General features: G+C 42.0%; 19 protein-coding genes. 15 read left to right on the top strand and 4 right to left on the bottom strand.

The window, feature by feature from the left end:
* Positions 1–363 precede the first annotated feature (363 nt).
* Positions 364–1,791 (bottom strand): cytochrome c oxidase accessory protein CcoG, encoded by a 1,428-nt coding sequence (gene ccoG / locus AAEY97_RS14985; RefSeq protein ID WP_101087317.1) that lies wholly within the window; start codon positions 1,789–1,791, stop codon positions 364–366.
* A 76-nt stretch (positions 1,792–1,867) separates the two neighbouring features.
* Here ccoG and AAEY97_RS14990 point away from each other — a divergent pair, with 76 nt between their 5' ends.
* From AAEY97_RS14990 to AAEY97_RS15000, 3 genes are all read left to right on the top strand, one after another.
* Positions 1,868–2,215, top strand: coding sequence for a hypothetical protein (locus tag AAEY97_RS14990; RefSeq protein ID WP_101087318.1), 348 nt, complete (start codon positions 1,868–1,870; stop codon positions 2,213–2,215).
* A 99-nt stretch (positions 2,216–2,314) separates the two neighbouring features.
* Complete coding sequence (locus AAEY97_RS14995; RefSeq protein ID WP_101087319.1) at positions 2,315–3,229, top strand: 1,4-dihydroxy-2-naphthoyl-CoA synthase; 915 nt, start codon at positions 2,315–2,317, stop codon at positions 3,227–3,229.
* A gap of 196 nt (positions 3,230–3,425) precedes the next feature.
* Positions 3,426–3,647: a DUF2061 domain-containing protein gene (locus AAEY97_RS15000; protein ID WP_101087320.1), complete on the top strand. Its 222-nt coding sequence runs from the start codon at positions 3,426–3,428 to the stop codon at positions 3,645–3,647.
* A 53-nt stretch (positions 3,648–3,700) separates the two neighbouring features.
* Here the strand turns inward: AAEY97_RS15000 and AAEY97_RS15005 are convergent, their stop codons facing one another.
* The gene (locus tag AAEY97_RS15005) at positions 3,701–5,665 is read right to left on the bottom strand and encodes a beta-galactosidase (protein ID WP_350999720.1); all 1,965 of its coding nucleotides are present in this window, start codon (positions 5,663–5,665) and stop codon (positions 3,701–3,703) included.
* A gap of 278 nt (positions 5,666–5,943) precedes the next feature.
* Between AAEY97_RS15005 and AAEY97_RS15010 the strand changes: the two genes are divergently transcribed.
* A complete protein-coding gene (locus AAEY97_RS15010) occupies positions 5,944–8,076 on the top strand; it encodes an alpha-galactosidase (protein ID WP_162024223.1) in 2,133 nt (710 codons plus the stop codon).
* A 95-nt stretch (positions 8,077–8,171) separates the two neighbouring features.
* Here the strand turns inward: AAEY97_RS15010 and AAEY97_RS15015 are convergent, their stop codons facing one another.
* Positions 8,172–8,870: a FadR/GntR family transcriptional regulator gene (locus AAEY97_RS15015; protein WP_101087323.1), complete on the bottom strand. Its 699-nt coding sequence runs from the start codon at positions 8,868–8,870 to the stop codon at positions 8,172–8,174.
* Between the two features lie 195 nt (positions 8,871–9,065).
* Between AAEY97_RS15015 and AAEY97_RS15020 the strand changes: the two genes are divergently transcribed.
* From AAEY97_RS15020 to AAEY97_RS15030, 3 genes are read left to right on the top strand one after another with little or no spacing between them, the layout of a single operon-like run.
* Positions 9,066–9,833: an SDR family NAD(P)-dependent oxidoreductase gene (locus tag AAEY97_RS15020; RefSeq protein WP_254439841.1), complete on the top strand. Its 768-nt coding sequence runs from the start codon at positions 9,066–9,068 to the stop codon at positions 9,831–9,833.
* Position 9,834: 1 nt separating this feature from the next.
* A complete protein-coding gene (locus AAEY97_RS15025; protein WP_162024224.1) occupies positions 9,835–10,797 on the top strand; it encodes a 2-dehydro-3-deoxygalactonokinase in 963 nt (320 codons plus the stop codon).
* Positions 10,790–11,716, top strand: a complete 927-nt coding sequence (locus AAEY97_RS15030; protein WP_162024225.1) for an SMP-30/gluconolactonase/LRE family protein — start codon at positions 10,790–10,792, stop codon at positions 11,714–11,716. Before AAEY97_RS15025 ends, AAEY97_RS15030 begins: the two co-directional genes overlap by 8 nt.
* A gap of 73 nt (positions 11,717–11,789) precedes the next feature.
* Here the strand turns inward: AAEY97_RS15030 and glpD are convergent, their stop codons facing one another.
* The gene (glpD, locus tag AAEY97_RS15035; protein ID WP_350999726.1) at positions 11,790–13,313 is read right to left on the bottom strand and encodes a glycerol-3-phosphate dehydrogenase; all 1,524 of its coding nucleotides are present in this window, start codon (positions 13,311–13,313) and stop codon (positions 11,790–11,792) included.
* Between the two features lie 252 nt (positions 13,314–13,565).
* On the opposite strand from glpD, the gene AAEY97_RS15040 reads away from it, so the two are divergent.
* From AAEY97_RS15040 to AAEY97_RS15075, 8 genes are all read left to right on the top strand, one after another.
* Complete coding sequence (locus tag AAEY97_RS15040) at positions 13,566–14,618, top strand: UDP-glucose--hexose-1-phosphate uridylyltransferase (RefSeq protein WP_101087327.1); 1,053 nt, start codon at positions 13,566–13,568, stop codon at positions 14,616–14,618.
* Complete coding sequence (gene galK, locus AAEY97_RS15045) at positions 14,611–15,762, top strand: galactokinase (RefSeq protein ID WP_350999729.1); 1,152 nt, start codon at positions 14,611–14,613, stop codon at positions 15,760–15,762. Before AAEY97_RS15040 ends, galK begins: the two co-directional genes overlap by 8 nt.
* Before the next feature lie 130 nt (positions 15,763–15,892).
* Positions 15,893–17,254, top strand: coding sequence for an alpha/beta hydrolase family protein (locus tag AAEY97_RS15050; protein WP_502959468.1), 1,362 nt, complete (start codon positions 15,893–15,895; stop codon positions 17,252–17,254).
* Between the two features lie 367 nt (positions 17,255–17,621).
* Positions 17,622–20,387 carry a TonB-dependent receptor gene (locus AAEY97_RS15055; RefSeq protein WP_350999733.1) on the top strand — a complete coding sequence of 922 codons (2,766 nt, stop codon included), beginning with the start codon at positions 17,622–17,624 and terminating at the stop codon, positions 20,385–20,387.
* A 130-nt stretch (positions 20,388–20,517) separates the two neighbouring features.
* A complete protein-coding gene (locus AAEY97_RS15060) occupies positions 20,518–22,041 on the top strand; it encodes a tryptophan halogenase family protein (RefSeq protein ID WP_350999736.1) in 1,524 nt (507 codons plus the stop codon).
* Positions 22,042–22,050: 9 nt separating this feature from the next.
* Positions 22,051–22,815: a SapC family protein gene (locus AAEY97_RS15065; RefSeq protein WP_162024231.1), complete on the top strand. Its 765-nt coding sequence runs from the start codon at positions 22,051–22,053 to the stop codon at positions 22,813–22,815.
* Between the two features lie 35 nt (positions 22,816–22,850).
* Positions 22,851–24,302 carry an SLC5 family protein gene (locus AAEY97_RS15070; RefSeq protein ID WP_162024232.1) on the top strand — a complete coding sequence of 484 codons (1,452 nt, stop codon included), beginning with the start codon at positions 22,851–22,853 and terminating at the stop codon, positions 24,300–24,302.
* Positions 24,303–24,515: 213 nt separating this feature from the next.
* A complete protein-coding gene (locus AAEY97_RS15075; RefSeq protein ID WP_162024233.1) occupies positions 24,516–26,117 on the top strand; it encodes a methyl-accepting chemotaxis protein in 1,602 nt (533 codons plus the stop codon).
* The last annotated feature ends 16 nt before the right edge of the window (positions 26,118–26,133 follow it).

The raw sequence follows: 26,133 nt of genomic DNA on the forward strand, positions 1-26,133 counted from the left end.
GAATGTCCACACAGATTTCTTGTTTAGATTGTTAAAGAACGTTGCTAACATGAACATCTTTCGACTTTTCATTCAGCGGCCGTTGACGCTAGGTCGTTGGCTTGGGGTGCGTATTCTACGCTTTCCCGGGTTGGCGTCAAGTGTTTTTTCAAACTTTCTTTTCGCCGTTGTAAACTTCAATTTGAACCTTACAACCTGCCAGCGACGTATGCCGTGTCAGTGGTTGCGCATTATAGGGAGCTTAATTATTTGTGCAAGCATAAATAGGCTAAATATTGCAAAAACATGACCGAGAGGTGTTTTTTCAATCGAAAAGAACAAAAAAGGGACTATCCGTCCCTTTTTCGGCTATTTCACTCAGTTCTAATCACCAAAGAATCGAGTTTCCTGTTTTATTTCTATTGGGCTGCCATCTATTTGCGCAGTTATTTTGATATCGATTTTGGTGATGCTTCTCTTCAACTCAATAGGATCAACAGCAATACTAATTGGTAAGGTTAATACTTCACCCGCTTCTATCGATACATGCTGTGGGCCAATCCATCTGGCATTAGGCAAGCCTTCGACGCTTAGCTCATATTCTTGCGGCTGTTCTGTTTTATTGAGAATTTTAATCGTAAAGGTATTCTCTGTATTGCCTTGGTTGTTTTCTCGATAAAGTGAGTTTCTATCTCTAATGACATCCATACGCACAGGTGCAATCGTTGCGCTGGCATATATGAATATTAATATCATCACCGTGAGTACCACACCGTAACCCACTAACTTAGGTCGCAATACCTTTTCTTGCACACCATCAAGTTTGTTTTCTGTTGTGTAACTGATTAACCCTTTGTCGTATCCCATGCGTTCCATTGTGTTATCGCATGCATCGATACAAGCACCACAGTTAATACATTCATATTGCAGACCATTACGAATATCGATTCCAGTTGGGCACACTTGTACACACAAGTCACAGTCAATACAGTCGCCTAAACCCATCTCTTTAGGATCTTGTTTACGTGTACGAGGACCACGTGTTTCACCGCGTTGGGTGTCGTAGCCTACTATATAGGTATTCTTATCAAACATGGCAGCTTGGAAGCGGGCATAGGGACACATGTGAATACACATGATCTCACGCATCCATCCGGCATTACCGTAAGTAGCAATAGTGAAGAAAACCACCCAAAAATATATCCCGCCACCAGCATTAAGGGTAAAGAAGTCAATATAAAGCTCACGACTTGGCACAAAGTAGGATACAAAGGTAGTGGCTGTTAATAGTGATATTAATAACCAAGAAGTATGTTTTGCTGTTTTACGCCAGAGTTTATTGACACTCCACGGCATTTGGTCAAGCTTGATACGTTTATTACGCGCGCCTTCAAACTTTTCTTCAAACCAGATAAAGATGAAGGTCCACACGGTTTGTGGGCAAGTATAGCCACACCACACTCGACCGAGATAAGTGGTAACGAAAAACAGCCCAAATGCGGCGATCATAAAGAGTGCCGCAAGCAAGGTGAGATCTTGTGGCCAAATAGTTAAACCAAAGACGTGAAATTTTTGCTCAGCAAGATTGAACCAAACGGCTTGACGGTCTCCCCAGGGTAACCAAGGCAGAAGTAAGAAAAATAACATGGCTATCCAACCCATATAACGTCGTAAGGTTGTCCATAAGCCATCGACAGCTCTTACGTAAATACGGTTGCGCGGATTGAAGCTGTCTGCTTTACTAGCATCAGGTTGATGGATTTGAATACGTTGTTGTTTGGAAAAGTCCTTGGAGTTGGATTCTGTCGTCATGTTACAGCCTTACTGCTTTAATATTGAACGATAACTAGCTTATTATATAGGTAATAACACATTATTGGATAAAAAGATGAGAGGCTGGATAGGATTAGCAATAATCGCGGGGATTATTTATTATTTCGCGACAGAAACAGACAAGCTTGATAAGCCAATTAATGACATTAAAACGATGTTTACTAAGGCAGATAAAAAGCTTGATTCGATGACGGGTACAAAAATCATTAAAATCGATAAGCACATTCCACAAGTTAAAGAAGAAATTTATAAGCGTTTATCGACAATTGAAATTCGTGAATTAGATGGTGTATTTACCAGTAACGAAGCCATTAGTGAGTTTAAAATCGAATACTGCCATAGTAGTGCTCGCCACCCTGTTTTTTCAACAGAAAATTTGCAATTTATTTGCGATAAAATCTAATAACTTGTGCTCGTTAACGATTTTATGGTAACGAATTGACCTAAGTATCAAATAAGCCTAGCCTTTGTGTAATATCTGCAATAGGGGCTAGGTTTTTTTATGACACCATCACAAACTGAATCAGTATCTGACATCTTTGACCCTGAGTTATGGAATCTTGTCGAAGGATTCAATTTTGAAGACATCACTTACCACCGGGCAAAATCCCAAGGCACGGTGCGTATCGCAATAAACAGGCCTGATTGCCTTAACTCATTTCGTCCTAAAACAGTAGATGAACTCTATATGGCTCTAGACCACGCTAGACAATGGTCCGATGTAGGTTGTGTACTTATTACAGGAAATGGACCATCAGCAAAAGGTCAATACTCATTTTGCGCAGGCGGCGATCAGCGTATTCGTGGTAAAGATGGCTATAAATATGAAGGTGCTGAAGAAGGTACTCCTGATGTAGCTCGAATGGGGCGCCTACATATATTAGAAGTGCAGCGAATGATCCGCTTCATGCCTAAAGTGGTCATTGCGGTTGTACCTGGCTGGGCTGTGGGTGGTGGACATAGTTTACATGTGGTTTGTGATTTAACATTGGCGTCAAAAGAACACGCTGTTTTTAAGCAAACCGATCCTGATGTAGGTAGCTTTGACTCCGGATATGGCAGTGCTTATTTAGCCAAGATGATTGGTCAGAAGCGAGCCCGCGAAATCTTCTTTCTTGGGTTTAATTACTCTGCAGAAGAGGCATTTAACATGGGTATGGTAAATCGTGCCATTCCACATGCCGAACTAGAAACTGAAGCCTTAGCTTGGGCCAAAGAGATTAACTCTAAATCCCCCACTGCAATGCGTATGCTTAAATATGGCTTCAATATGGCTGATGATGGTTTAGTCGGCCAACAACTGTTTGCTGGTGAAGCAACACGCTTAGCCTATGCGAGTGAAGAAGCTCAAGAAGGTCGCGATGCCTTTTTAGAAAAACGAGATCAAGACTTTTCACGTTTTCCTTGGCATTACTAATCTCAACACCTGATGTTATAGACTGCATTTATTCATGTGATTAACTATATGAAAGACCCTACTTAGGGTCTTTATTTGTTTCAAGATTAAAAATAATAAACGTAATCGAAATTTTCATTTGCAATAATCGAATTAACCCTCTTTACTTGATAATGATAACTGTTATCATTTAAATAAATCAAACAGGGGATTCATCATGAAAAAGACTATTAGCTTTGCCATTTTACACTTCAGTGTCGCTTTTACGATTACCTACCTATTAACCGGTAGCATTATTATCGGTGGTACCATTGCCCTGCTTGAACCTGCCGTTAATACAGTTGTGTTCTACTTTCATGACAAGGTGTGGAAAAACATTGAGTTGAAAAAGATGCAACAAGCTGAGATAACAACAGAGTCAATTCAGCTTGTGAGCTAAGATTATGGCCAGATTGATGGCCATAATCTTACTAACATATACTTGTTGCTACACTATACGAGTTTAATGATAGCAACATCGTAAGCAGCAAGGTTTGCACTGCCTAAAACGTATTGCCCTTGTAACTCACTTGGTACAGTTTGCGAATAACCGGCGTAGTTAAACAAGTAAGCATACTGACCACGCTTAACCACACGCATATCTTTAGGTAACGCTAATGTGGTTAATCCTAACTCTACTGCAAGCATTTTAAAGTACTCGAGTAAAAATCCATCACAGGTCAATGTCGCTACATAGCTAGTATTTTGATGACGAGCCACAGCAGGACTACCATCATGATACGTCGCCACCACATCAACACCATCGCCGAGTTCTAGCTCCTCTCGCCAGCACTGGCTTTCAAACTCAACCCCATTAAAATGCAAGACTTCACTGCAGTCTGGACGAATGGTTTCAGTTGATAATACTCTTACAGGAACTAAAACTTGGAATGCTCCCGGTGCTAACGTAGGCACTAATGACAATTCATCCGTTTTACTACCTGAGCGAGGACCGATAACCAAATGTACGTTTGCTTGCTGACATTTATCAACAAAGGCTTGCGGCACAATCGGTAAACACGGTGCGACAACTAAAGCATACTGTGTCAAATCATGATCTACAGAGACAAAATCTACAGCTAACCCTAACTGACGTAATGCCGAGTAATAAGCAAACTCAACGCGTTGATGATTGTAACTGTCACCTTGGCGTTCAATCTCGGTCACCCACTGACTGTTAGCACCTGTCACGATAGCCACTTTCGCTTGTACTGGATCGCTAATGGTAAAATCGACTTTGGCCAACTCGTCACGCATTTGCTCAACTTCAGCCCAAGCTGCAGCTTTCGAATTATCGTTACGTTTAATGCCTGCATGCATTTGCTCTTGCGCAAATGGCACTTGGCGCCAACGGAAATAACACACGCAGTCTGCACCATGGGCAAACGCCTGCCATGACCACAGTCTAACCATGCCTTTTTCAGGACGAGGGTTGTGATGCGCCCAATTTACTGGACCAGGTTGCTGCTCCATTACCCAAAAGTTTTTATTACTCACACCACGGCTTTGGTCAAACGAGTAACTTGAAAAGTCAGGGTGTCCGGTACGCATGTACGGTTTAAATTGTTCTGCTGGCATATGTTTAAAAAACATATCTGAACGACCGAGCGGGTAATTGTCGTAACTGACAAAATCGAGGTTTTTGGCTAATGCAAAGTTATCGGCTTGAGTATCGACTAACGGGATAAAGTTATGGGTTACAAAACGATTTGGCGCATGAGCACGAATGATCTCAACCATTGCATCATGAAACTTCACCACTTGGTCAGAACTAAAACGACGGTAAGCCAGTTGATGAGCAGGATTGGTTTCAGTTACCGCTAGAATAGGTAATTCGATTTGTTCAAAATCTTGATATTCCATCGACCAGAAAACATTACCCCAGGCAGTATTGAGCTTTTCAATATCGTTGTGATAATAGGCTTTGCACCACTGTTGAAATGCTGACTTAGCCACCAATGAGCCACTATGAGTAGTATCGTGACAAGCAATCTCGTTGTCCGTTTGCCAGCCACAGATGCCAGGATGTTTACCATAGCGTTGTGCAATAACGGTAGAGATACGCATTGCTTCACGAAAGTAGTTATCACTTGAAAAATCATAATGACGGCGCGAACCAAAGCCACGGGTAGTACCTGTTTTAATATCGACAGGTAAAATGTCTGGGTATTTGTCGATTAACCATTTAGGAGGCGTAGCCGTTGGCGTGCACATAATCACTTGCAGCCCTTCGTTAGCTAACGTTTCAATGGCACGATCCAGCCACTCAAAAGAATACTCGCCATCACGAGTCTCAATTCTAGACCACGCAAACTCGCCAATACGCACATACTGTAATCCAAGCTGACGCATTTCTTTTGCGTCTTGTTGCCACATAGATTCAGGCCAATGCTCAGGGTAGTAGCAAACTCCTAACATGTTAATCTCCAATATATAGTGCGTAAAACCGTTGGCTCGAACATAGGATATTGTTAAGGTTCTACCCTACTGTCATAAGCAAAATTACGGGGTTATTTAACCAATTTTTAATGACGATCAATATACTAACCTAGTATTTATATGATATATAGTATTTTAAAATAATCCGAATACATCATTAACACACTGCAGAATGTTGCTGGCTCAATCCAACACATTCGAATATGTATGCTTAATCAGTGTGTATAAACACAAAAACGTCAATCAAGGACAATATCATGTCACATCCCCAGTTCGTTTTGCTTAATGGCCAACATACTAGCTTGATCGTTGATTGCTTAAACAAGACTCCTGCCATTTTGTATTTTGGTAAAAAGTTATCTGAAAAGACCAGCTTTGACATGATGAAACGGTTAAGCACCAGACAAGAAGCTAAATGCTCAGTTGTTGTTGAAGCGCCTATTTCATTATCGCCGTTAATGGGTGAAGGTTTTACCGGTGCACCTGGCATTGAAATTTTTGATAACAACATTGCATGGTCAATTGGTGGTGCACTAACACAAGTGAACCAACCGAATGAAAACGAAGTGTATTTCGAGTCAGTAGATACCCTACGTCAGCTAAGCGTTAAGCATCACTTACAGCTTAACCCACGCAGTGACGTACTCAGTGCGACAACAGAATTAACCAATTTAGGCCAAACCTCAGTTAATGTGAATTGGTGTGCAGCGCCAACCATTCCGATGCCTCTGCATATTGACCAAGTAATGTCGTTTGAAGGCCGTTGGTCGAACGAATTCCAACGCAAGTCTTTTGATACCTTCTTAGGCAGTTTTGTGCGTGAAAACCGTAAAGGTAAAACCTCACACGACAATTTCCCGGGCATGGTAATGCACAACAAACTCACCCATGAACAAGGCGGTGAGTGTTATGGTTTTCATTTAGGTTGGAGTGGCAACCATAAAATGCGAGCGGAGTTACTTGCAGAAGGCCGCAGTTATGCCCAATTAGGTGAATTATTAATGCCTGGTGAAATGATACTCGCGCCTAACGAGTCTTATGTCAGCCCAACATTATATACAGCCTATTCTAATGACGGTTTTAGTGGCTTATCTCATTGCTTCCATCAGTATGTTCGTCAATCACTTATCACTGAAAAGGTACGCCTAAAGCCACGCCCAGTGCACTACAACACTTGGGAAGGAATTTACTTTGACCATGATGTTGCTGTTTTACAATCATTAGCGACCCAAGCGGCTGACATTGGCGCAGAACGATTTGTACTCGATGACGGCTGGTTTAAAGGTCGCCGTGGTGACTTTGCCGGTTTAGGTGACTGGACTGTTGATCGTGAAATTTACCCAGACGGACTGCAACCACTGATTGATCATGTTAATAACGTGGGCATGGAATTTGGTTTATGGTTTGAACCTGAAATGGTTAATCCAGACAGCGATTTATATCGCAACCACCCTGAATGGGCGCTGCAAACCCAAGGTAACGAGCAGCTGCAATTTAGAAAACAGCTAGTGCTAGACATGACGAACCCAGACGTGACTGAATATCTGTTTAATGCGATTAACGATATCTTGGTTGAATACCCACAAATTCTCTACCTCAAATGGGACATGAACCGCGATCTCAATCATGCAGGTAATTTATTGGGTAAGCCGGCAGTACATCAACAAACTAAAGCCGCTTATGCTTTAATCAAGCGCCTTAAAGATAGTCATCCACACATTGAAATTGAAAGTTGTTCCTCTGGTGGTGCGCGAGTTGATTACGGTGTATTACAACACACTGATCGAGTATGGACTTCAGATTCAAATGACGCATTAGATCGACTCACCATTCAACGTGGTTGTTCATTCTTTTTCCCAGCAGAAGTGATGGGGGCGCATGTTGGCCCGCGCGATTGTCACATTACCGGGCGACACATCAATATTGCCATGCGAGCCGCGGTCGCTTTCTTTGGCCACATGGGGATTGAAATGGATCCTCGAGAGTTAACCCATGATGAACGTGAGCAGTTACAGCAGATAATCAAGCTGCACAAACAGCATCGTCAGTTAATTCACAGTGGCAAGTTGGTACGATTAAACAGCGATGGCGACTCAATCAACTTTGGTATTGTTAGTACAAACCAAACCCAAGCTTTGTTTGCTTACAACAGCGTCAAAGAGACCCAACGAACTAATCCGCCAAAATATCATTTTGCAGGATTAGATGCCGACAGAGATTATCAACTATCACTAATTTGGCCGGCCGGATTTTCATTCTACTCACCGTCTGTATTAGCCATGACAGACGATCAAACCTTTAGTGGTGAAGCATTAATGACCTTTGGCATGCAGTTGCCGATTACCTTCCCACAAACGTCGTTGATTTTTGAGTTAAATGAAGTGAAATAATACTTTATCGCGCGCCTCTTTATAGCGCACATTATTTATCCCCATTAAGCAAAAGAGCACCCTTTAGGTGCTCTTTTTATGATTGTTTCGACCGACTACAACTTCAACTCAATCAGCTCAAGTGCTTCATCTAAAATCATTGAAACAGCGGCTTTAGATAATTCAGGATTGCGCGCTTTAATCGCATTAAAAATTTCGGCATGCTTTTTCACATCCGCACCCGGCACGCCTTTTATCTTGTTGGTGTAACGAATGCTCACCCTGAGTGCGGTACCAATAAACTCGGTTAATTGCACAAAAAAACGGTTACCACTGGCGATTAGGATGCTGGTATGAAATGCAATATCCGCTTCTAACGGGTCATCTAAACCTTGTTCAGCTTCAACCATACGTTCGAGTGCCTTCTCGATAGACGCTAATTGCTCATCAGATGCGTTCATTGCTGCAAGTGCCGCCGCTTGCGGTTCTAGCGCAACCCTCACTTGAGTAAACTCTTTCAGTAAAGACAATGACGGTTTACTGCTTAAAATCCATTTTAATACGTCGGTATCAAACATGTTCCAATTGCTTTCAGGCAACACGCGAATACCTTGTTTAGGCCGAGATGAAATAAGGCCTTTTGCAGACAGCATTTTTACCGCTTCACGCGTTGAGCTACGGCTAACATCGTATTCAATACACAAATCAGCTTCAGAGGGTAAACCTTCGCCAACAGGGTAAACCCCTTTTACAATGGCAATGCCCAAATCGTGAGTTAATTGATGTGTTAAATTTTGACGTGGAGAATTATTCATGCTTTTACTGTCCAATATTCAGTACATAAATCTGTTATATCATATTTAAACGCAATTACGATATAACTTTGTTTTCAGTGGTGTTAATGTTAGAAATAGACTTAATAATCATCATTATTTTTCGGATTAATCATTAAATCCAACAAATACCGCTAGTTAACCATAATCATAAAAAGTAGGTTTGGAGCGTTATAAGTGAGTTTGTTAACCCAATATCAAGACTTGAAAGACAAAGTCATCTTTATTACTGGCGGCGCCAGCGGTATTGGCGCATCTATGGTCGAAGCCTTCATACATCAACAAGCTAAAGTGGCTTTTATTGATATCGATCATAAAACAGCAGCCAATCTACTTAGCAAAATGGCCAAAATTGATGCTTCATCAATTTGGTTTCGCGCTGTCGATGCCACCGATTCCGAATCATTACAACAAGCCATTAGAGATGTTGGTCAACACTTTGGCCGTTTTGACGTACTGATAAATAATGTCGCTAATGATGCGCGCCAAGATGTCGAAACGATTTCAGCCCATGATTGGCATAAGTGCATGCAAATTAATTTAGACCCTGCTTTTTTTGCATCTCAAGCGGCTTATATTTTAATGAAGCAGCAGCATTCCGGTAGCATTATTAATTTCAGTTCAATCACCGCGTTATTAGGCTCACAACAAATGACTGGCTACGTGACAGCAAAAGCAGGCTTAATTGGTATGACACGCTCATTGTCGCGTGAGTTTGGAGAATCTGGTATTCGTGTCAATGCCATTTTGCCCGGTTGGGTCGCCACCGAAAAGCAGCTGGCCAGTTGGCTAACAGAACAAGAAGAGCAAAAATGGACTGATGCGATGGCATTAAAACGCCGAATCACCCCTCAAGATGTTGCCAAACTCGCCCTGTTTTTAGCCTCAAACAATAGTGAATTGATCACCGGTCAGTGTATCAATATTGACGGTGGGAGAGCTTAGCTTGCTTGCTAAATATCAACATTTTATTGCTGTCGATTGGGGCACAAGCCATTTACGTGCTTATCTATGTTTAGCCGAAGTCGGTAAACCATTAATAGTGCTTGAACAAGCCAATAATGTCGGCGTGAAGAAAATTCAAACCGATTTTGAAACCACACTAATGGACAGTATTGCACCTTGGGCTAATCGTTTTGGAAAACTACCTATATTGATGATAGGTCAAATAGGTTCAAGCATTGGCTGGAAAGAAACCCAATATCTTGCTTGTCCTATTTCGCCCCAAGAGGTGATCTCTGCCGGGACGCGCTTTGACAGTCAAGGCCATCAAGTCACCATATTCCCAGGATTAAGTTGCCAGCTTTATAACCAACTCCATGACTCGATGCGTGGAGAAGAATTTCATTTACTGGGCTGGCTTGCGATGGCTCCACAGCATCTAGTTGGTCGACATCTTGTATGCTTGCCTGGAACCCATACTAAATGGGTGCTAATTGAAGAAGGTAAAGTCATTTTATTCAAAACTGCGCTAACCGGTGAACTGTATGACCTATTGTCATCTAACAGCGTATTGATCCAAGAAAAAGTATCAGATTTAGAATTTGATTTTGGCGCATTTATTGAAGGTGCTGATTTTATCTTGTCATCTACTAACGATAATTTTTATCACGGATTATATAGCGTCCGCAGTAAACAGCTTTTTGAGGATTTCTCAACCAAACAAGCACATGCGTATTTATCAGGACTATTGATAGGAAGTGATGTTCGCGCAGCTATCAGCGCCCAAGAGTGGCAATTAACAGAATTAGAATCAGTGGCGATTATTGGTCCACCTCACTTAAGCCAATGTTTTGTTGAAGTGTTACATCACTGTAATATCAACACAACATTATGGGATGTTACAGACGCGACATTGGCAGGATTTAATGTTGTGTACCAACACGCACATCATTCGACAGATGAATAATACACTAACCCAGAGCATCGGCGATCTTATACAGGTTATCCCATCACAAAATGATTTGGGTGAAAATGCTTTATGGCACCCACAACAACAAGCCATTTATTGGATCGATATCATACAAGGAAAAATTCACAAATATAGTGTCGAGACTCAGCTGCACGATCAATACAGTTTACCCTATCGTATTGGCAGCTTTGCGTTTTTAGCAGAACAGCAAACATTTCAGTTAATTGTCGCCTTTGAGCAAGGTTTTGCACTGTATCATCTCGATACACATGCATTAACATGGCTTAGCCAACCTGAAGTTGCACAGAAAGGTAACCGTTTTAATGATGGCCGCACCGATCGCAGTGGACATTTTTGGGCGGGAACCATGGTTGAAACCCGTCATGATCAACATCAACAAGGCAACTTGTACCGGATAGATAACCACGGTGAATGCCATAAAACCATTGAAGATATTTTGATCTCTAATGGTTTGTGTTGGAGCCCTGACGGTAACATTATGTATCACGCAGACTCTGAAAAACATTGCATCCATCAATATCGCTATAACCCAACTCACAAAACATTAACGGATAAAGCCTTGTTTGCGACCACCGAAGATCATGTATTTCCTGATGGTTCAACTATTGATGCACATGGCTTTATGTGGAATGCCCAATGGGGCGATCATAGCGTGGTACGTTATCATCCAGATGGTCATATCGTCGAAAAGTTAATTCTACCTGCTGTACAACCCTCTAGTGTCGCCATTGGAGGCCCAAATTTAGATTGGTTAATTGTGACAACATCACGTATTGAACTGACTCAACAGCAACTCGTTGATTATCCATTATCGGGTAACGTGTTTATTTATCAGTTACATCACGTTACTGGGATCGTCGACACACCTTGTCGTATCAATATCAACCAAGCATAAATCACAGCAATGGCAGATAAAACACACCCAAAAACTTTTTATCATTTTGGGTGCTAGTGTTAACACGTTAAGGTTAACTCACATCAGAAACAACTGCCGGTGCAACTTCCTGTTTACTGGCGACATAATCACTCAGTACTTGCTGTTGTTCCTCAGTAAAATGCAAACCTAGCTTAGTCCGTCGCCATAAAATATCTGCACTGCAACTGGCCCATTCATTGGCAATAACATAATCGACTTCCGCTTGATATAAACCATGACCAAAATCAATCCCCAATGCCTCGCTGCTCGCAGCATCATTTAAAATGGATTGGGTACGGGTTCCGTAAGTTCGTAATAAACGATTAATAGATCGTGTATTTATCCAAGGATATTGTTGCTGATAAATCCGGTTAAGATCACCTAAATCAGTAAAATCACCACCAGGTAGCGTTTGAGTTGCTGTCCAAGGTTTACCCATTTGAGGATGGAAAGGTTTTAATCGATTGACTGCCGCTTCGGCCAGTTTTCGATATGTCGTAATTTTGCCGCCAAACACTGACAATAGCGGCGCCTTATCTTTAGGGGCGTCGACAATAAAGGTGTAATCACGGGTCACCGACTGCGCCGAATCTGACTCGTCATCCATTAATGGTCTCACCCCTGAGAACGTATGCACAATATCTTGTTCGCTAATGGTGCTTTTAAAATAGTGATTGGTAATGCTAATCAGATAATCAATTTCTTGCTGGTCGATACGCACATCTTTAGGGTCGCCGGTAAAATCAACATCAGTGGTACCAATCAGAGAAAAGTCATCTTCAAATGGGATCACAAACACAATCCGCTGATCGACATTTTGCAAAATATAAGCGTGTGGCTGTTGATGGATTTTAGGCACCACAATATGGCTACCTTTTACTAAACGAATTTTTTGTGGTGAAGGCTGCTTTAATACATTTGAAAATAAGCTCGACACCCAAGGTCCAGAAGCGTTAACAATACTTTTTGCATACACCTGACGTAATGACTTGTCCCCTTGATGTTGTAAGGTGAGCTTCCAGATACCATTGTCGCGTTCGGCAGTAATACAGCGGGTTTGAGTACAAATCTGTGCCCCTAACTCTTTCGCTGCAAGGGCATTTAATACCACTAAACGAGAGTCATCGACCCAAGCATCAGAATATTCAAACCCTTGAGTAATTTCAGGTTTTAATGGGCTATCTTGTGTGAAGTTAATTTTTTTAGACGCATTCAGAGTGACGCGTGATGCTAAATTGTCATATAAAAATAACCCAAGACGGATCATCCACGCTGGACGTAAATGAGACTGATGGGGAAGCCTAAATGTCAACGGAGTGATCAAATGAGGGGCTTTTTTAAGCAACACTTCACGCTCTGCTAATGCTTCTTTAACCAAACGGAACTCATAATGTTCTAAATACCGAAGTCCACCATGGATCAGTTTACTGCTATTTGATGAGGTTGCAGACGCTAAGTCATTCTGTTCACACAGCAAGACACGTAAACCACGCCCCACTGCATCGGCCGCTATTCCAACACCGTTTATGCCGCCACCAATCACGACAACATCAACAATTTCTCTATCGGCTTCCATTTACGTATCCCACCACTAAAATAAATATGATAAATAATATATATTAGCAACATCATAGAGTGACAGACGGTCAATTGACAAGCTGAATTAGAAAGATCTTGTCGAAATTGATTACATCTTGTTAAATAAAATACTTAATAGTAGTATTTATCATATAAATTAAATTTACAGCATTTATCAACAGTACAATTGAGATAATAATATGCATTTTCTGGTTATTGCTCCAGACACATATAGATGAAAGGGATTGCCATGAGTCAGTTTGAATTTACCCACAGACGAAAAAATCCGTTAACAGGTAATTGGGTGCTAGTGTCGCCACATCGAAATAATCGTCCTTGGTTAGGTGCGACAGAAAAAAATGCCCCTTCGAATTTACCAGAGTACGATAACACATGCCCTTTATGCCCCGGCAATCATCGTGCAAACGACAGTATCAATCCTGCTTATGATAAAACCTTTGTGTTTACTAACGACTTTGGCGCACTAACGTCACAAGTGACCGAACATTCCGCCGCGCTCAATCATGACAATCCATTATTTGAAATAGAGCAGGCTACGGGTGAATGCCGAGTGATTTGTTTCTCACCTAAGCACAATAAAACCTTACCAGAATTATCCGTGGCTGAGATCAATGATGTAGTTAATACCTGGAAACTGAACTACATCGAATTATCTGCTCAGTATGCATGTGTACACATTTTTGAAAACAAAGGTGAAGTCATGGGGTGTTCACAACCTCATCCCCACGGACAAGTATGGGCTCACAATCATTTATCGACCGAAATACAATTAGAAGAAGACAACCAGCGTAACTACCAACAACATCATGGCGGCAATTTGCTCGGCGATTATGTTAAACATGAAATTGCCGACGGTGAGCGAGTTGTTTATCAAAATGACCACTGGCTTGTGGTTGTACCATTTTGGGCTGCATGGCCTTTTGAAACCTTACTCGTATGCAAAGATGATGTACGCCATTTTGGTGAGCTAACCGATGTGCAATCAACTGCTTTAGCCCAAGCGATTAAGATACTCACCACCCGATACGACAATGTGTTTAATTGTAGCTTCCCGTACTCAATGGGTTGGCACAGTGCACCAAGCAAACTTGACGACAATAGCCACTGGCGCTTACATGGCCATTTCTATCCACCACTATTACGCTCAGCCACCGTAAAAAAACACATGGTCGGCTACGAGATGCTCGCCGAAAGTCAACGCGATTTAAGCCCAGAAACAGCTGCAAAAATTTTACAAAATGCCAGCGACATCCATTACTCTCAAGGAAACAATAATGAATAACGACGCGCTACAGGCATTCTATCAGCAGCAGTTTTCATCATTACCACAAGGGGTAGTTAGTGCTCCTGGTAGGGTTAATTTAATTGGTGAATTCACCGACTACAATCAAGGTTTCGTATTACCTTGCGCACTCACTTTCCGCACTCAAGTTTTTTACCATATACGAAATGACAACACGGTTAATGTACTATCAACCATGTATCCGAATGAACAAGAAAGCTTTGACGTTAATCAACCAATTAGTGCTGGTCAGTCACAATGGGGCAACTACATCCGTGCGGTTGCATTTGTGCTTAACCGTGCTGGCCACCAGCTACAAGGTGTTGATTTATTGATTGAAAGTAATGTGCCGCAAGGCAGTGGTTTGTCATCTTCGGCGGCACTAGAAGTGGCGATTGCAGGGATGTTTAATCATGTTTGCGGCCTAAATTTAACCGAAGAGCAAATCGCCTTATTCGGTCAACAAGCCGAGAATGATTTTATGGATTGCCAGTGCGGCATAATGGACCAGTTAATTTCAGCTAAAGGTCAACAAGACCAAGCGTTATTAATCGATTGCCAAAATTTACACACAAAATCGGTGACCATTCCAACAGACTTATCGATTGTTATTGTTAACTCTAACTACCCTAGAAAGTTAGTCGACAGCGAATACAACCAACGCCGTATCGACTGCGAGCAAGCCGCCAGTAAAATGGGCTTAACCACCCTGCGCGATGCTGACTTAGCGTTGTTAATGCAAACTAAGCCACAAATGAGCGCGAATGAATTCTCCCGAGCTCACCATGTGATCACCGAAAATGCCCGCGTCATTGCCGCAACCCAAGCCTTAGCCAGTAATAACATCGAACAACTGCGCATTTTAATGACCGCATCACATCAATCGTTAAAGCATGACTTTGAAGTGACCGTACCTGCCACCGATGGTTTAGTGCAAATTTGCCAACAAGCTTTAGCAGACAGAGGCGCCGTACGCATGACCGGTGGTGGATTTGGCGGCGCGATAGTGTGTTTATGCCGTAATGAAGACGTAGCCGCTATTCAGCAAGCGGTTGAGCAACACTATTTTGCGCAGTTTAATTTGCAAGCGGACATTTATGTTTGCACCGCAGGCAAAGGATTAACCGTAGAAACGTTTCCGTAGTAACTCTGTAAATGAGTCGATAACAAAAAATGATGTGGGTTGAGGACCCGCCCGCATTACATAATAAAAATGACCAAGTACTACAGCCCATGCTGAAGAGCATGCATTACTGAAAAGGACAGCATTAATGATGACCAAATCACTTATTTCTATCGCGTTGTTATGTTTAGGCACCCACTCAAGCGCCATTGCCGCAAACGCAACAGACAGTGACACAAAAAATACCATTCTAGTCGCCGAACAGCTTTACCCCAACACACTGCCAAAGGAAGCGTTGCCAGAGCTAGCGCAAACAGGGCTTTATCAAGTCGGTGTTAAAACTGTTAACTTGATTCATAAAAATCAATTTAATCCCAAAACCCAAATAGCTGAAGACCGAAAACTCAACATTGAGGTGTGGTACCCAAGTAACAAAACTGCCGCGACCAAGCAAAACCAACCGGCAGTATTAAATGCCGTTTATAATGATGAAACCCGTTTAGGATTACCATTTTCACTGCAAGGCAATGCCACTCGTGACGCAGAAGTGGCCGCATTAACGGATCAGCCATTTCCACTCATCGTGTTATCCCATGGTTATACTGGCTATCGCACCATTATGTTTTACTTAGCTGAGCATCTAGCGTCACACGGATATATTGTTGCGGCACTGGATCACACCGACTCGACTAATGCTGATGTCGATATGGTTAATGCTCCGTTTAGCGGTTTTTTTAGCACATTATTAAACCGTTCGCGTGATCAACAATTTGCCCTTGATTATTTTACCGGCAGTGACAATTTTGTCAGTCGCATTATCGACACGAAACGATCAGGCTTGATTGGCTATTCAATGGGCGGCTATGGTGCGGTCAACACTGTGGGCGGCTGTTATCAATTTAACCCACAAACTGCCGCTACCTTTACCGGCAGCAAAGACCAAAATGTTATCAATGGCGCCATTACTTTACTCAACACCTGTGCTGGTGGCCAAACAGCCCCTGTAACAGTAGATCCTAAATGGAAAGCCATGATTGCTATGGCCCCCTGGGGAGGCAACCATCAACTATTTGACCCAGTAGCATTAGCAAAAATAACCGTCCCAACACTGTATGTTGCTGGCGATCTTGATGATATTTCTGGTTATAAAGGCATTCAATCGCTATACCAGCAAACTGGCGGTGAACATACCTATATGCTCACCTATCATAATGCTCGCCATAATATTGCCCCACATCCAGCACCTAAAGTGGCTTACCAAAATGAAATAGATTTAGGCCACTATTTTGAACCCGCCTGGAATACGACACAGCTTAATACCATCAATAAACACTTTGCATTAGCTATGATGGATTGCCATGTTAAAAATCAACAAGATAAGTGTTCATACCTACAATTAAGCGCTCAGTCTAATGAGCAAGATCAACAAGGCAATCCAACGACAGCCTGGAAAGGTTTTGCCCACCGCTATGCCACAGGCATGTCATGGGATATGAAATCCGCACCGCAATAAATAACCATTTTGAAATTGTTTTGATTGTTATCAGACTGTTTTTTTTACAAGAAATGAACTATACCAAAGTGTAATAAACACAAAAAATACAGTCTGATTACTGTCTGAATAAACATTGAGCGATGACAGTAATATCTTTAATTACAAAGACTAAATTCATTTACAACCTTAGGTTTTGGTACTATTTATTGCAATGTATATCACCATGATGTCAGTGATTAGTCTAAAAATTCATCATTAAATTACACCATACTTGTTAAGAAAAGGTTGATATTTAAGCTCAATTAATATATTTATAAGATAAATAAGCTTTAATTAAAAATAAAGATTTTATAAAAAAGCAACAACATCAACTGGGGGAAGAAAAATGTCGACAAAAGGAATCGCAACTTTTGGTAAGAGGACAACGATAGCACTTGCCATTGCTGGGGCATTAGGAAGTGTTAACGGCGTCTCTGCAGCAGAAGCAGAAACTCAAGCTAATGAACAAACAATAGAAGTTATTGCTGTAAAGGGGATACGCAGCAGTTTAAAAAATTCAATGGCCGATAAGAAATCTGCTTCGGTTGTGTCGGATGGTATTTCAGCCGAAGATTTAGGTAAGTTTCCAGATTTAAACGTAGCCGAATCATTACAACGTATTACTGGTGTATCGATTGACCGAAGTGGTGGTGAAGGTCAGGCAGTAACGGTTCGTGGCTTTGGCCCACAATTCAATACAGTATTGGTTAACGGCCGTCAATTAGCGACAGATAGCGCTGGTCGTGAGTTTAATTTCGACATCTTAGCCGCTGACCAAATTACGGGTGCTAACGTCTATAAAACCAGCAGTGCCAGCATGCAAGAAGGTGGTATTGGCGGTACGGTCGACGTCACAACCGCGCGTCCTTTTGATTATTCAGGCTTCCAACTTGTCGGTTCTGTGAAAGGAATGTATGAAAGTCTTTCAGAAGAAATTTCACCTTCTGTCTCAGGTTTGATCAGTAACACCTTCAATGATGAAACTATGGGTGTATTACTTGCCGTAAGCCATCAAGAGCGCCAAGTTCAAATTAACCAAATCAACACCGCCGGTTGGCGTGGCGGTCAAACTATTTCCAATTCACGTGATGGCGTGTTGTTTACCAATGCTTATATTCCACGTAACTGGGACCAAATCGTTGATCAACAGGACCGAACTCGTACTAACGGTAGCTTAGTATTCCAGTATGCTCCGTCTGACGACGTCAGCATTACCTTGGATGGTTTTATTTCAAAATTTGAAGTGGATTCTGAAGTTACCGATTTAGCATCATGGTTTGAGCCAGACCGCGTTGGCAATGCCACTATCGACCCTGCAACAGGCACCTTATTAACCTTTAGCCAAGATGTTGGTTTACATCAAGGCAGTGGCGACCCAGCAACTGACTTTGTGTCGCACACTCGCAACTCTCGCGACGTGACAAACAGCGGTGTCGGCTTAAATGTTAAATGGGATATTACAGACCAATTAAAAGCTAACTTTGATGTTTCAAACTCAAATGCTGAAAACGATCGTGCTGGCCGCGACCGTTTCAACGTTGTCGGTATGACCAACAGCTATGAATTTGATGGCACGGGTGGAACCCCTACCGTTATCCATGGTGGTTTTGAAAATGGCAACTTACCTGATGCCGGCCTTTCTCGTTTACATTATAACGAAAAAGGTAATCAATTTACTGACGAAGATGAAATTACTGAGTTTAAAGCTGATTTCGAATATTCACCTGATTCACTGGTGTTCACGAAAGCGAAATTTGGTCTATACCGTCAAGAGCGTGAAAAATCCAGTTACCAGATTTTTGGTAGTCAGTGTCAATTCTGTGGTTATGGTACTCCTGCACCCAATGAAGCCATTAACTTCAGACCCTATACTGCGAATAACTATTTCTCTGGTTTAATCGACACCTTCTACACCTATGATGGTGATGCTATGGTCGATTATTTAGCCGCTGAAGGTTATCCAATCACCCCAACACTGCAAAACAATCGCTATACCATTAATGAAGATGTCAGCAGCTTATACATGAACTTCACGTTTGTGTATGACGTAGGTGATATGCCATTAACGGTTGATTTAGGGGCTCGTTACTCAACGACTGATGTAGAAGTCAGTGCCGTACAGAGTTATATTTCTGACGTAGTACCGACCAGTGATGCGACATTGTTCCAAAACATATACGGTCCAGCGACAAATATTACTCAAGGCACAACTTACTCAAACTTGTTGCCAAGCGTAAACGTGAAGTTAGACCTACAAGACGACATGGTGCTACGTTTTGCCATGTATGACTCGTTAACCCGTCCAACCATGTCACAGCTATCTCCAGCGACTAACTTTAACGAGCCACGTCGTCAGAACTTAACAGCTAGCGGTGGTAATCCATCACTTGAACCGTTCCGTTCTGAAAACTGGGATATCTCTTACGAGTGGTATTACGATGACGCCAGCATCTTCAGCTTTGCATTTTTCAGTAAAGAAGTTGACGACTTTATCGTGACGTTAACGGGTGATGAAACTTACCAAATGACTGACCGAACTGGCCCAGACTTTAACTGTAGCACGGCTAACTCAGACTTATGTTCTGACCCAGTTGTTGGCACAACAGAAGAGTTAAATGGTCAGTCAGAACAGTACACTGTGACCCGCCCTCGTAACGGTGAATCAGCACGTATTACTGGTTATGAAGTTGCCTTAACTCATATCTTCGACAACGGCTTTGGTGTTACCGCCAACGCGACTGTGGTTGATAGCAATGTGACAGTAGATGCTAACAGCACTCAAAGTTTCGCACTTGAAGGTTTAGGTAATTCACAAAACTTAATCGTGTTCTATGAGCAAGATAACTTCCAAGCCCGTGTTGCATTTAACAACCGCGAAGGCTTCTTACGTCAGCTAGACAATGGTTTTAATGGTGAACCAATCAATACCGAAACGTTTGGCCAGTGGGATATTAGCGCCAGCTATGACATCACTGAACATGTATCGGTGTTTGTTGAAGGCATTAACATCACTGAAGAAGAGCTCGTTCAAACAGGTCGTTTCGCCAACCAAATTTATTCGGTTGAAGATAACGGATCGCGCTATTCTCTAGGCGTTAGAGGCAAGTTTTAAATTATAAGTAATAAAAGACAGGTGCTTAGCACCTGTCTTTTTTGTTTATGATATATAAAACACACCTTGTGATAGTGTTTAACTACGACGGTAATTAAGCACATTTCATTGCAAATAGGATGTTAACCCAATGGCAAAAGCAGTCAAAAAAATAATCATTGTGGGTGGAGGTACAGCGGGTTGGTTAACCGCAGCTATCATTGCATCGCACCATAAAAGCCAGACAGGTAATGACTTAACAATTATTTTAGTGGAATCATCAGACATTCCCACGGTCGGTGTTGGTGAAGGTACTTGGCCAACCATGAAAAATACCTTACAACAAATAGGTTTAAGCGAAAGCGAAGTCTTTAAGGCTTGTCACGCCACGTTTAAACAAGGCGGCAAGTTTGTTAACTGGGTCCATGGAAATGGCGACTTTTACTACCATCCATTTACGGTTCCATTAGGTTATGGTCGTATCGACTTAGCACCTTATATCGACAACATCAAAGACTATGCCGAACACACCAACTTCCAACATGCTATTTGTGAGTCAGGCCTTGCTCCTCGCAGCATGGCAGAAGGCGAATATCAAGGCAGCTGCAATTATGCTTACCATCTTGATGCTGGCGCCTTTGCCGACTTATTAAAACAGCATTGTAAAGCCAAGCTAGCAGTAGAGCATGTCATCGGAACAGTAGAACAAGCCCATGTCGATAGCCAAGGTAACATCAGCTATATTTCACTTGCTGACCAAGGTTCAATTGACGGTGATTTATTTATCGATTGCAGCGGTTTTGCATCTTTATTACTGGGTAAAACACTTAATGTGCCGTTTGTTAAACTGGATCATGTGCTATTTAACGACCGCGCCATTGCAATGCAAGTGCCCTATACAGATCAGCATAGCCCGATTGCATCGCACACCATCGCCACAGCGCAGGACTCAGGTTGGATTTGGGATATTGGCTTAACACATCGCCGCGGTGTCGGTCATGTGTATTCAAGCCGTTATATGACCGACGAACAGGCTGAAGCCAATTTACGCCGTTATATTGGCCCCCAAGCCGAAGGTTTAAGCGTAAAAAAAATCAGCTATCAAAGTGGTCATCGTGAACGCTATTGGCAAAAAAATTGTGTTGCTGTTGGCATGGCAGCAGGATTTGTTGAGCCACTAGAAGCCACTGCGATTATGCTAGTCGAAATATCTGCACGCTACATTGCCGACAACCTACCGGTTAACGATACCATCATGGCATTAACGGCCAAACGGTTTAACCAACAAATGGAATATCGCTGGGGACGTATTGTTGATTTTTTAAAACTACATTACATGCTGACGAAAAGACCCGAACCCTATTGGCAAGCACATTGTCATCCCGACTCTATTCCACAGAGCTTACAAGAAGACTTAAGCATTTGGGCTTATCGAGGCCCCACCAGCAAAGACTTCAATGGCCCAAATGAGTTATTTCCAGCCGCTAGTTATCAATATGTACTTTATGGTATGGGTTTCAGCCCTGACTATTCTCAACATGCACACTTATACCAACAACAGGCCCAAGCCACTCAGATACTTAACCGTAATGTTCAGCTTACGCAGCAGATGCTCAATACATTGCCGCCTCATCGAGACTTCATTGAACAATGGTTAACTCATTCTCAACAATAGAATAAAAATATGAAAAAACTAACAGAATTAACGCCTCAACAGCACCAAAACTTACGATTAGCAAACGACAGCGCCATCCAATTTGCTCATCAACAAAACATCATGAACCTGCGGGTATCTGAAGTCAGCCAAACGGCTTGCAGTATGCCAATTGTTTATGTCCGTGATGGTAACAATGGTCAATGGGTATTAACGGCATTTACTAGCTTCGAGCAAGGTAGCAACCTATTTGTCGAACAAGGTAAGTGGACCGCGCTACACACGCCAACTAACATGCAAACCTTTCCATTTTTTTTGATGATGTTACCTGACGACCCACAACGTTACACCATTGGTATTGACGAACAACATGGGGTGTTTTCTGCCACAACAGGACAAGCCATTTTTGAAACCAACGGCAAAGCATCGCTGCATTTATCTAGAGTAAAAGCTTTGCTTGAATCTGACATTAACAATGATCTCCAGACCCAAGCATTTAATCAGCATATTAGCCAACTTGGCCTGCTACGCCCAATTAGTATTTTAATCCAGCATCAAGATGGCTCAACACCTAGTTTGTCGGGTTTATTCACTATTGATGAAGACAAACTACAAGCCCTCAGCCAAGAAGCACTCTTTGAGCTACACCAGAAAGGTTATCTTGCGCCATTACAAGCCATGCTAATGTCATTATTTCAACTCAATGCGCTGATCAAAAAGCACAATAAAACCCCAGGTTTGAACCCAATAAAAAGCATCAAATTAGAAGTCAGTAAAAATTCAGCTGCGGCATAACAATACCCAATAAAAACTTGGGAAAGGGAACAATAATGTCTGAAAATATTATTCAAATATCCGTATTTACCATTGTAACGGCAATGATTGGGTTATTAACGTACATAAAATGTCGTGGCAGCAACCGTCAACAAAGCACACAAAATAAAGAATATTTTCTCGCTGGGGGCGGCTTAAGTTGGGTGTTTGTGGCAGGGTCTATCACCCTAACAAATTTAAGTACTGATCAGCTGGTGGGCATGAACGGTAACCAAATGGCACTGCTAGCATGGTGGGAGTTCTCTGCTGTGATTGGCCTGATTATTCTGGCTAAATTATTCTTACCCGTTTATTACAAGTATAACTGTACCACCACAACTGAGTTGTTGGAAAAAAGATACAATAACAAGCATATACGAGCCGTTATTGGGTCTATATTCTTTTTAGGTAATGCTTTTATCTACATGCCAGCAGTGATTTATTCAGGCTCTCTGTTTATGCAGACCATGTTTAATGTCGACATTCCACTTATGTATATTGCTGTTGCATTTGCGACGCTAGGCGCAGTTTATGCTTTCTTCGGAGGGTTACGCGCGGTAGCCGTATCAGACACCTACTCTGGAGTATTATTACTGGGCATGGCCATTTTTGTGGTGTATCTAGCCCTAAATGCGATTAATTATGACTTATCTGATATTCCGGTAGAACGACTCACCTTCATTGGTGGTGATGATTCGCCTTTACCTTGGCACACCCTACTAACCGGAATGATTTTCATCCAAATGTTCTATTGGGGTACCAACCAAACCATTACTCAACGTGCCATGGCCGCACCCACACTAAAAGAAGCTCAAAAAGGCGTATTTGCTGCAGCAGGTATTCGTATTCTAATCGTACCGGCTATCGTGGTTATTCCTGGGATTGTGTCATACAAACTGTATGGTGATATTGGTGATGCTGCATACGGGCGAATTGTAGGTGACCTCATGCCAACGTGGTTAACGGGTGTATTTGCCGCCGCAATGGCTGCGGCAGTATTATCGACATACAACAGTTTACTAAACTCAGCGACGGCGCTGTATGTGTGTGACATTCACGAAGCCTATATTAAAAAAGACCCTAACGTGGTGCGCTTAAGCGGTTGGGTTACATTATTACTCAGTATTTTAACTCTTACATTAGTGCCTATTTATCAACAAGCCGAAAGTATCATCAACTTATTACAACAGTTAAATGGTTTACTCAGTATGCCTATTCTGTCGATATTTATTGTAGGCTTAGTGTTTAAAAATATAGATGCCAGAGCGGGGATCGGTGCGGTTATATTTGGAGTAATGCTATATGCCTCACTAACATTTGAATTTTCCCCATTCTATTCAAGCTGGCACTACATTCACTTAATGCCAGTCACATTAGCCGCCTGCATCACCTTTGCGTTAGTCTCAAACCGCTTTGTGTTTGGCAACACTATTCAATTTGCCAAAGGCGACGAGATAGAAACGGCTTAGTCGGTAACATCGATACCGGAGCGAACATTGACAAAATGTTCGCTCTTTTTTTTACCCTAAAAATCTAAATTAATGATAATTTAGGCCTTACTAATCAAGAATGTTAGTACTGTGCCGATATGATTAGCATTAGAAAAAAATGAATATAACTTCTCTTGTCTCCGGTCTTAGTTACACTGAGATCAAAAAATGACCCGATTAAGGTATTAACCCATGTTTAACGCTTTTAATACTATCAAAGCTCGTATTCTACTAGGCTATGCAGCTATTTTATTAATGACCCTAGTGGCGGCTGTTTTACTCAATAACAGCAACCAAACCGTAAAACAAGAAGTTGGCGGGTTTGTCGATGGCACATTACCTGCGCTTAACAGCATTACACGGGTACAAAGTCTTGCCAAAGAACTGGTTTTAATGGGTTATTCTTTATACGGTACAACCATCGACGTTACAGAGTTTAACCAGAATAAAGTTCAACTAGAAAAAAGTCTTAACGAGCAGTATCAACAATTAAATACCGTAACATCTACCCAATTAATGCCGCAAATTGACGCGCTTAACGCGGCGTTATCGGCACTTGAAAACACCATGAGTAAATCATCGGTAGATTGGGACAATGCCCGCAATCATTTAGGTACATTAAATGATAGTGCTAACGATCTCAAAGATCGTCTAGACATTCTCGCCGAAGAAATTTCGACTCAAGCCAACCAAAATGCAATGAACATTCAAAGCGAACTTGGCTACAATACTATGCTCATTTTTGTATTAGTTGGACTCATGTTGGTTGTTGCTGTTGGGGCCTACTTAGCAGCACAAAAACAAATAGCCACTCCTATACAGCAACTGTCAAACGACCTCACCCGCATTGCGCAAAATCGTAATTTAAAAGCCAAACTGTCTGATGAATGCATTGTTGAAATTAGTAATGTGGCCACCAGTGTTAATGGCTTAATTAACGTATTCCGTTTAGGAATGAATGAAGTACATGACGCCATCGCCAGTATTAGCCAAACCGTTGCCCAGTTAAGTAACACTACAGGTAAATCATCAGCCTCTGTGGATGAGCTTCAACACACTATTGTGAGTTTAGTAGATGTGATGTCGCAACTTGAGCAGCAAATGGAGCAAAGTGTCGAACATTCACAAAGTGCATCAGATTCTGCTCAGCAGGGTGCGCAGAGCATGGTTGAAGGGCAAAAAGAAGTTAAACAAACAGCTGACAGCATTAGCGTATTAGCTCAAGACATTGAAACGACTGCCAGCATGCTACTCACACTGCAAAATTCAGGTAAACAAGTGGCTACCGTGGTAAAAACCATTGCCGATATCGCCTCACAAACTAATTTATTGTCATTGAACGCAGCTATTGAAGCGGCTAGAGCCGGTGAAACAGGAAGAGGTTTTGCGGTAGTTGCAGATGAGGTTAGAACGTTAGCCTTACGCACACATAATTCAACTGTAGAAATAAATAAAATGCTCGCCAATATCGTTGATTCAATTCAATCTGCGGTCGACAATATGGCATCCAACCAACAAAAAGCACAACACTCCGTATCATTAGCAAATCAGTTAGTAGTAACACTTGAACAGAGCCGCCAACTTATTTTGTCTCTTGCCACAGTAAGCCAAGAATCAGCCATGCTAGCACAAGCATCACAGCAGCAGGCTCATACCGTTAAGCTTAAAGTACAAGACTTTACGCTATTAGGTGAATCTGTATCTGAGGGGAATCATCAAATTAGCGAGGCAGGTAATAAGTTGAGTAATTTAGCCGATAAGCTAACCGACACAGTCGATCAGTTTGAACGCTAAAAATGGTAATTGAATA

The sequence above is a fragment of the Shewanella sp. TB7-MNA-CIBAN-0143 genome (assembly GCF_040310065.1).
Classification (GTDB): domain Bacteria; phylum Pseudomonadota; class Gammaproteobacteria; order Enterobacterales; family Shewanellaceae; genus Shewanella.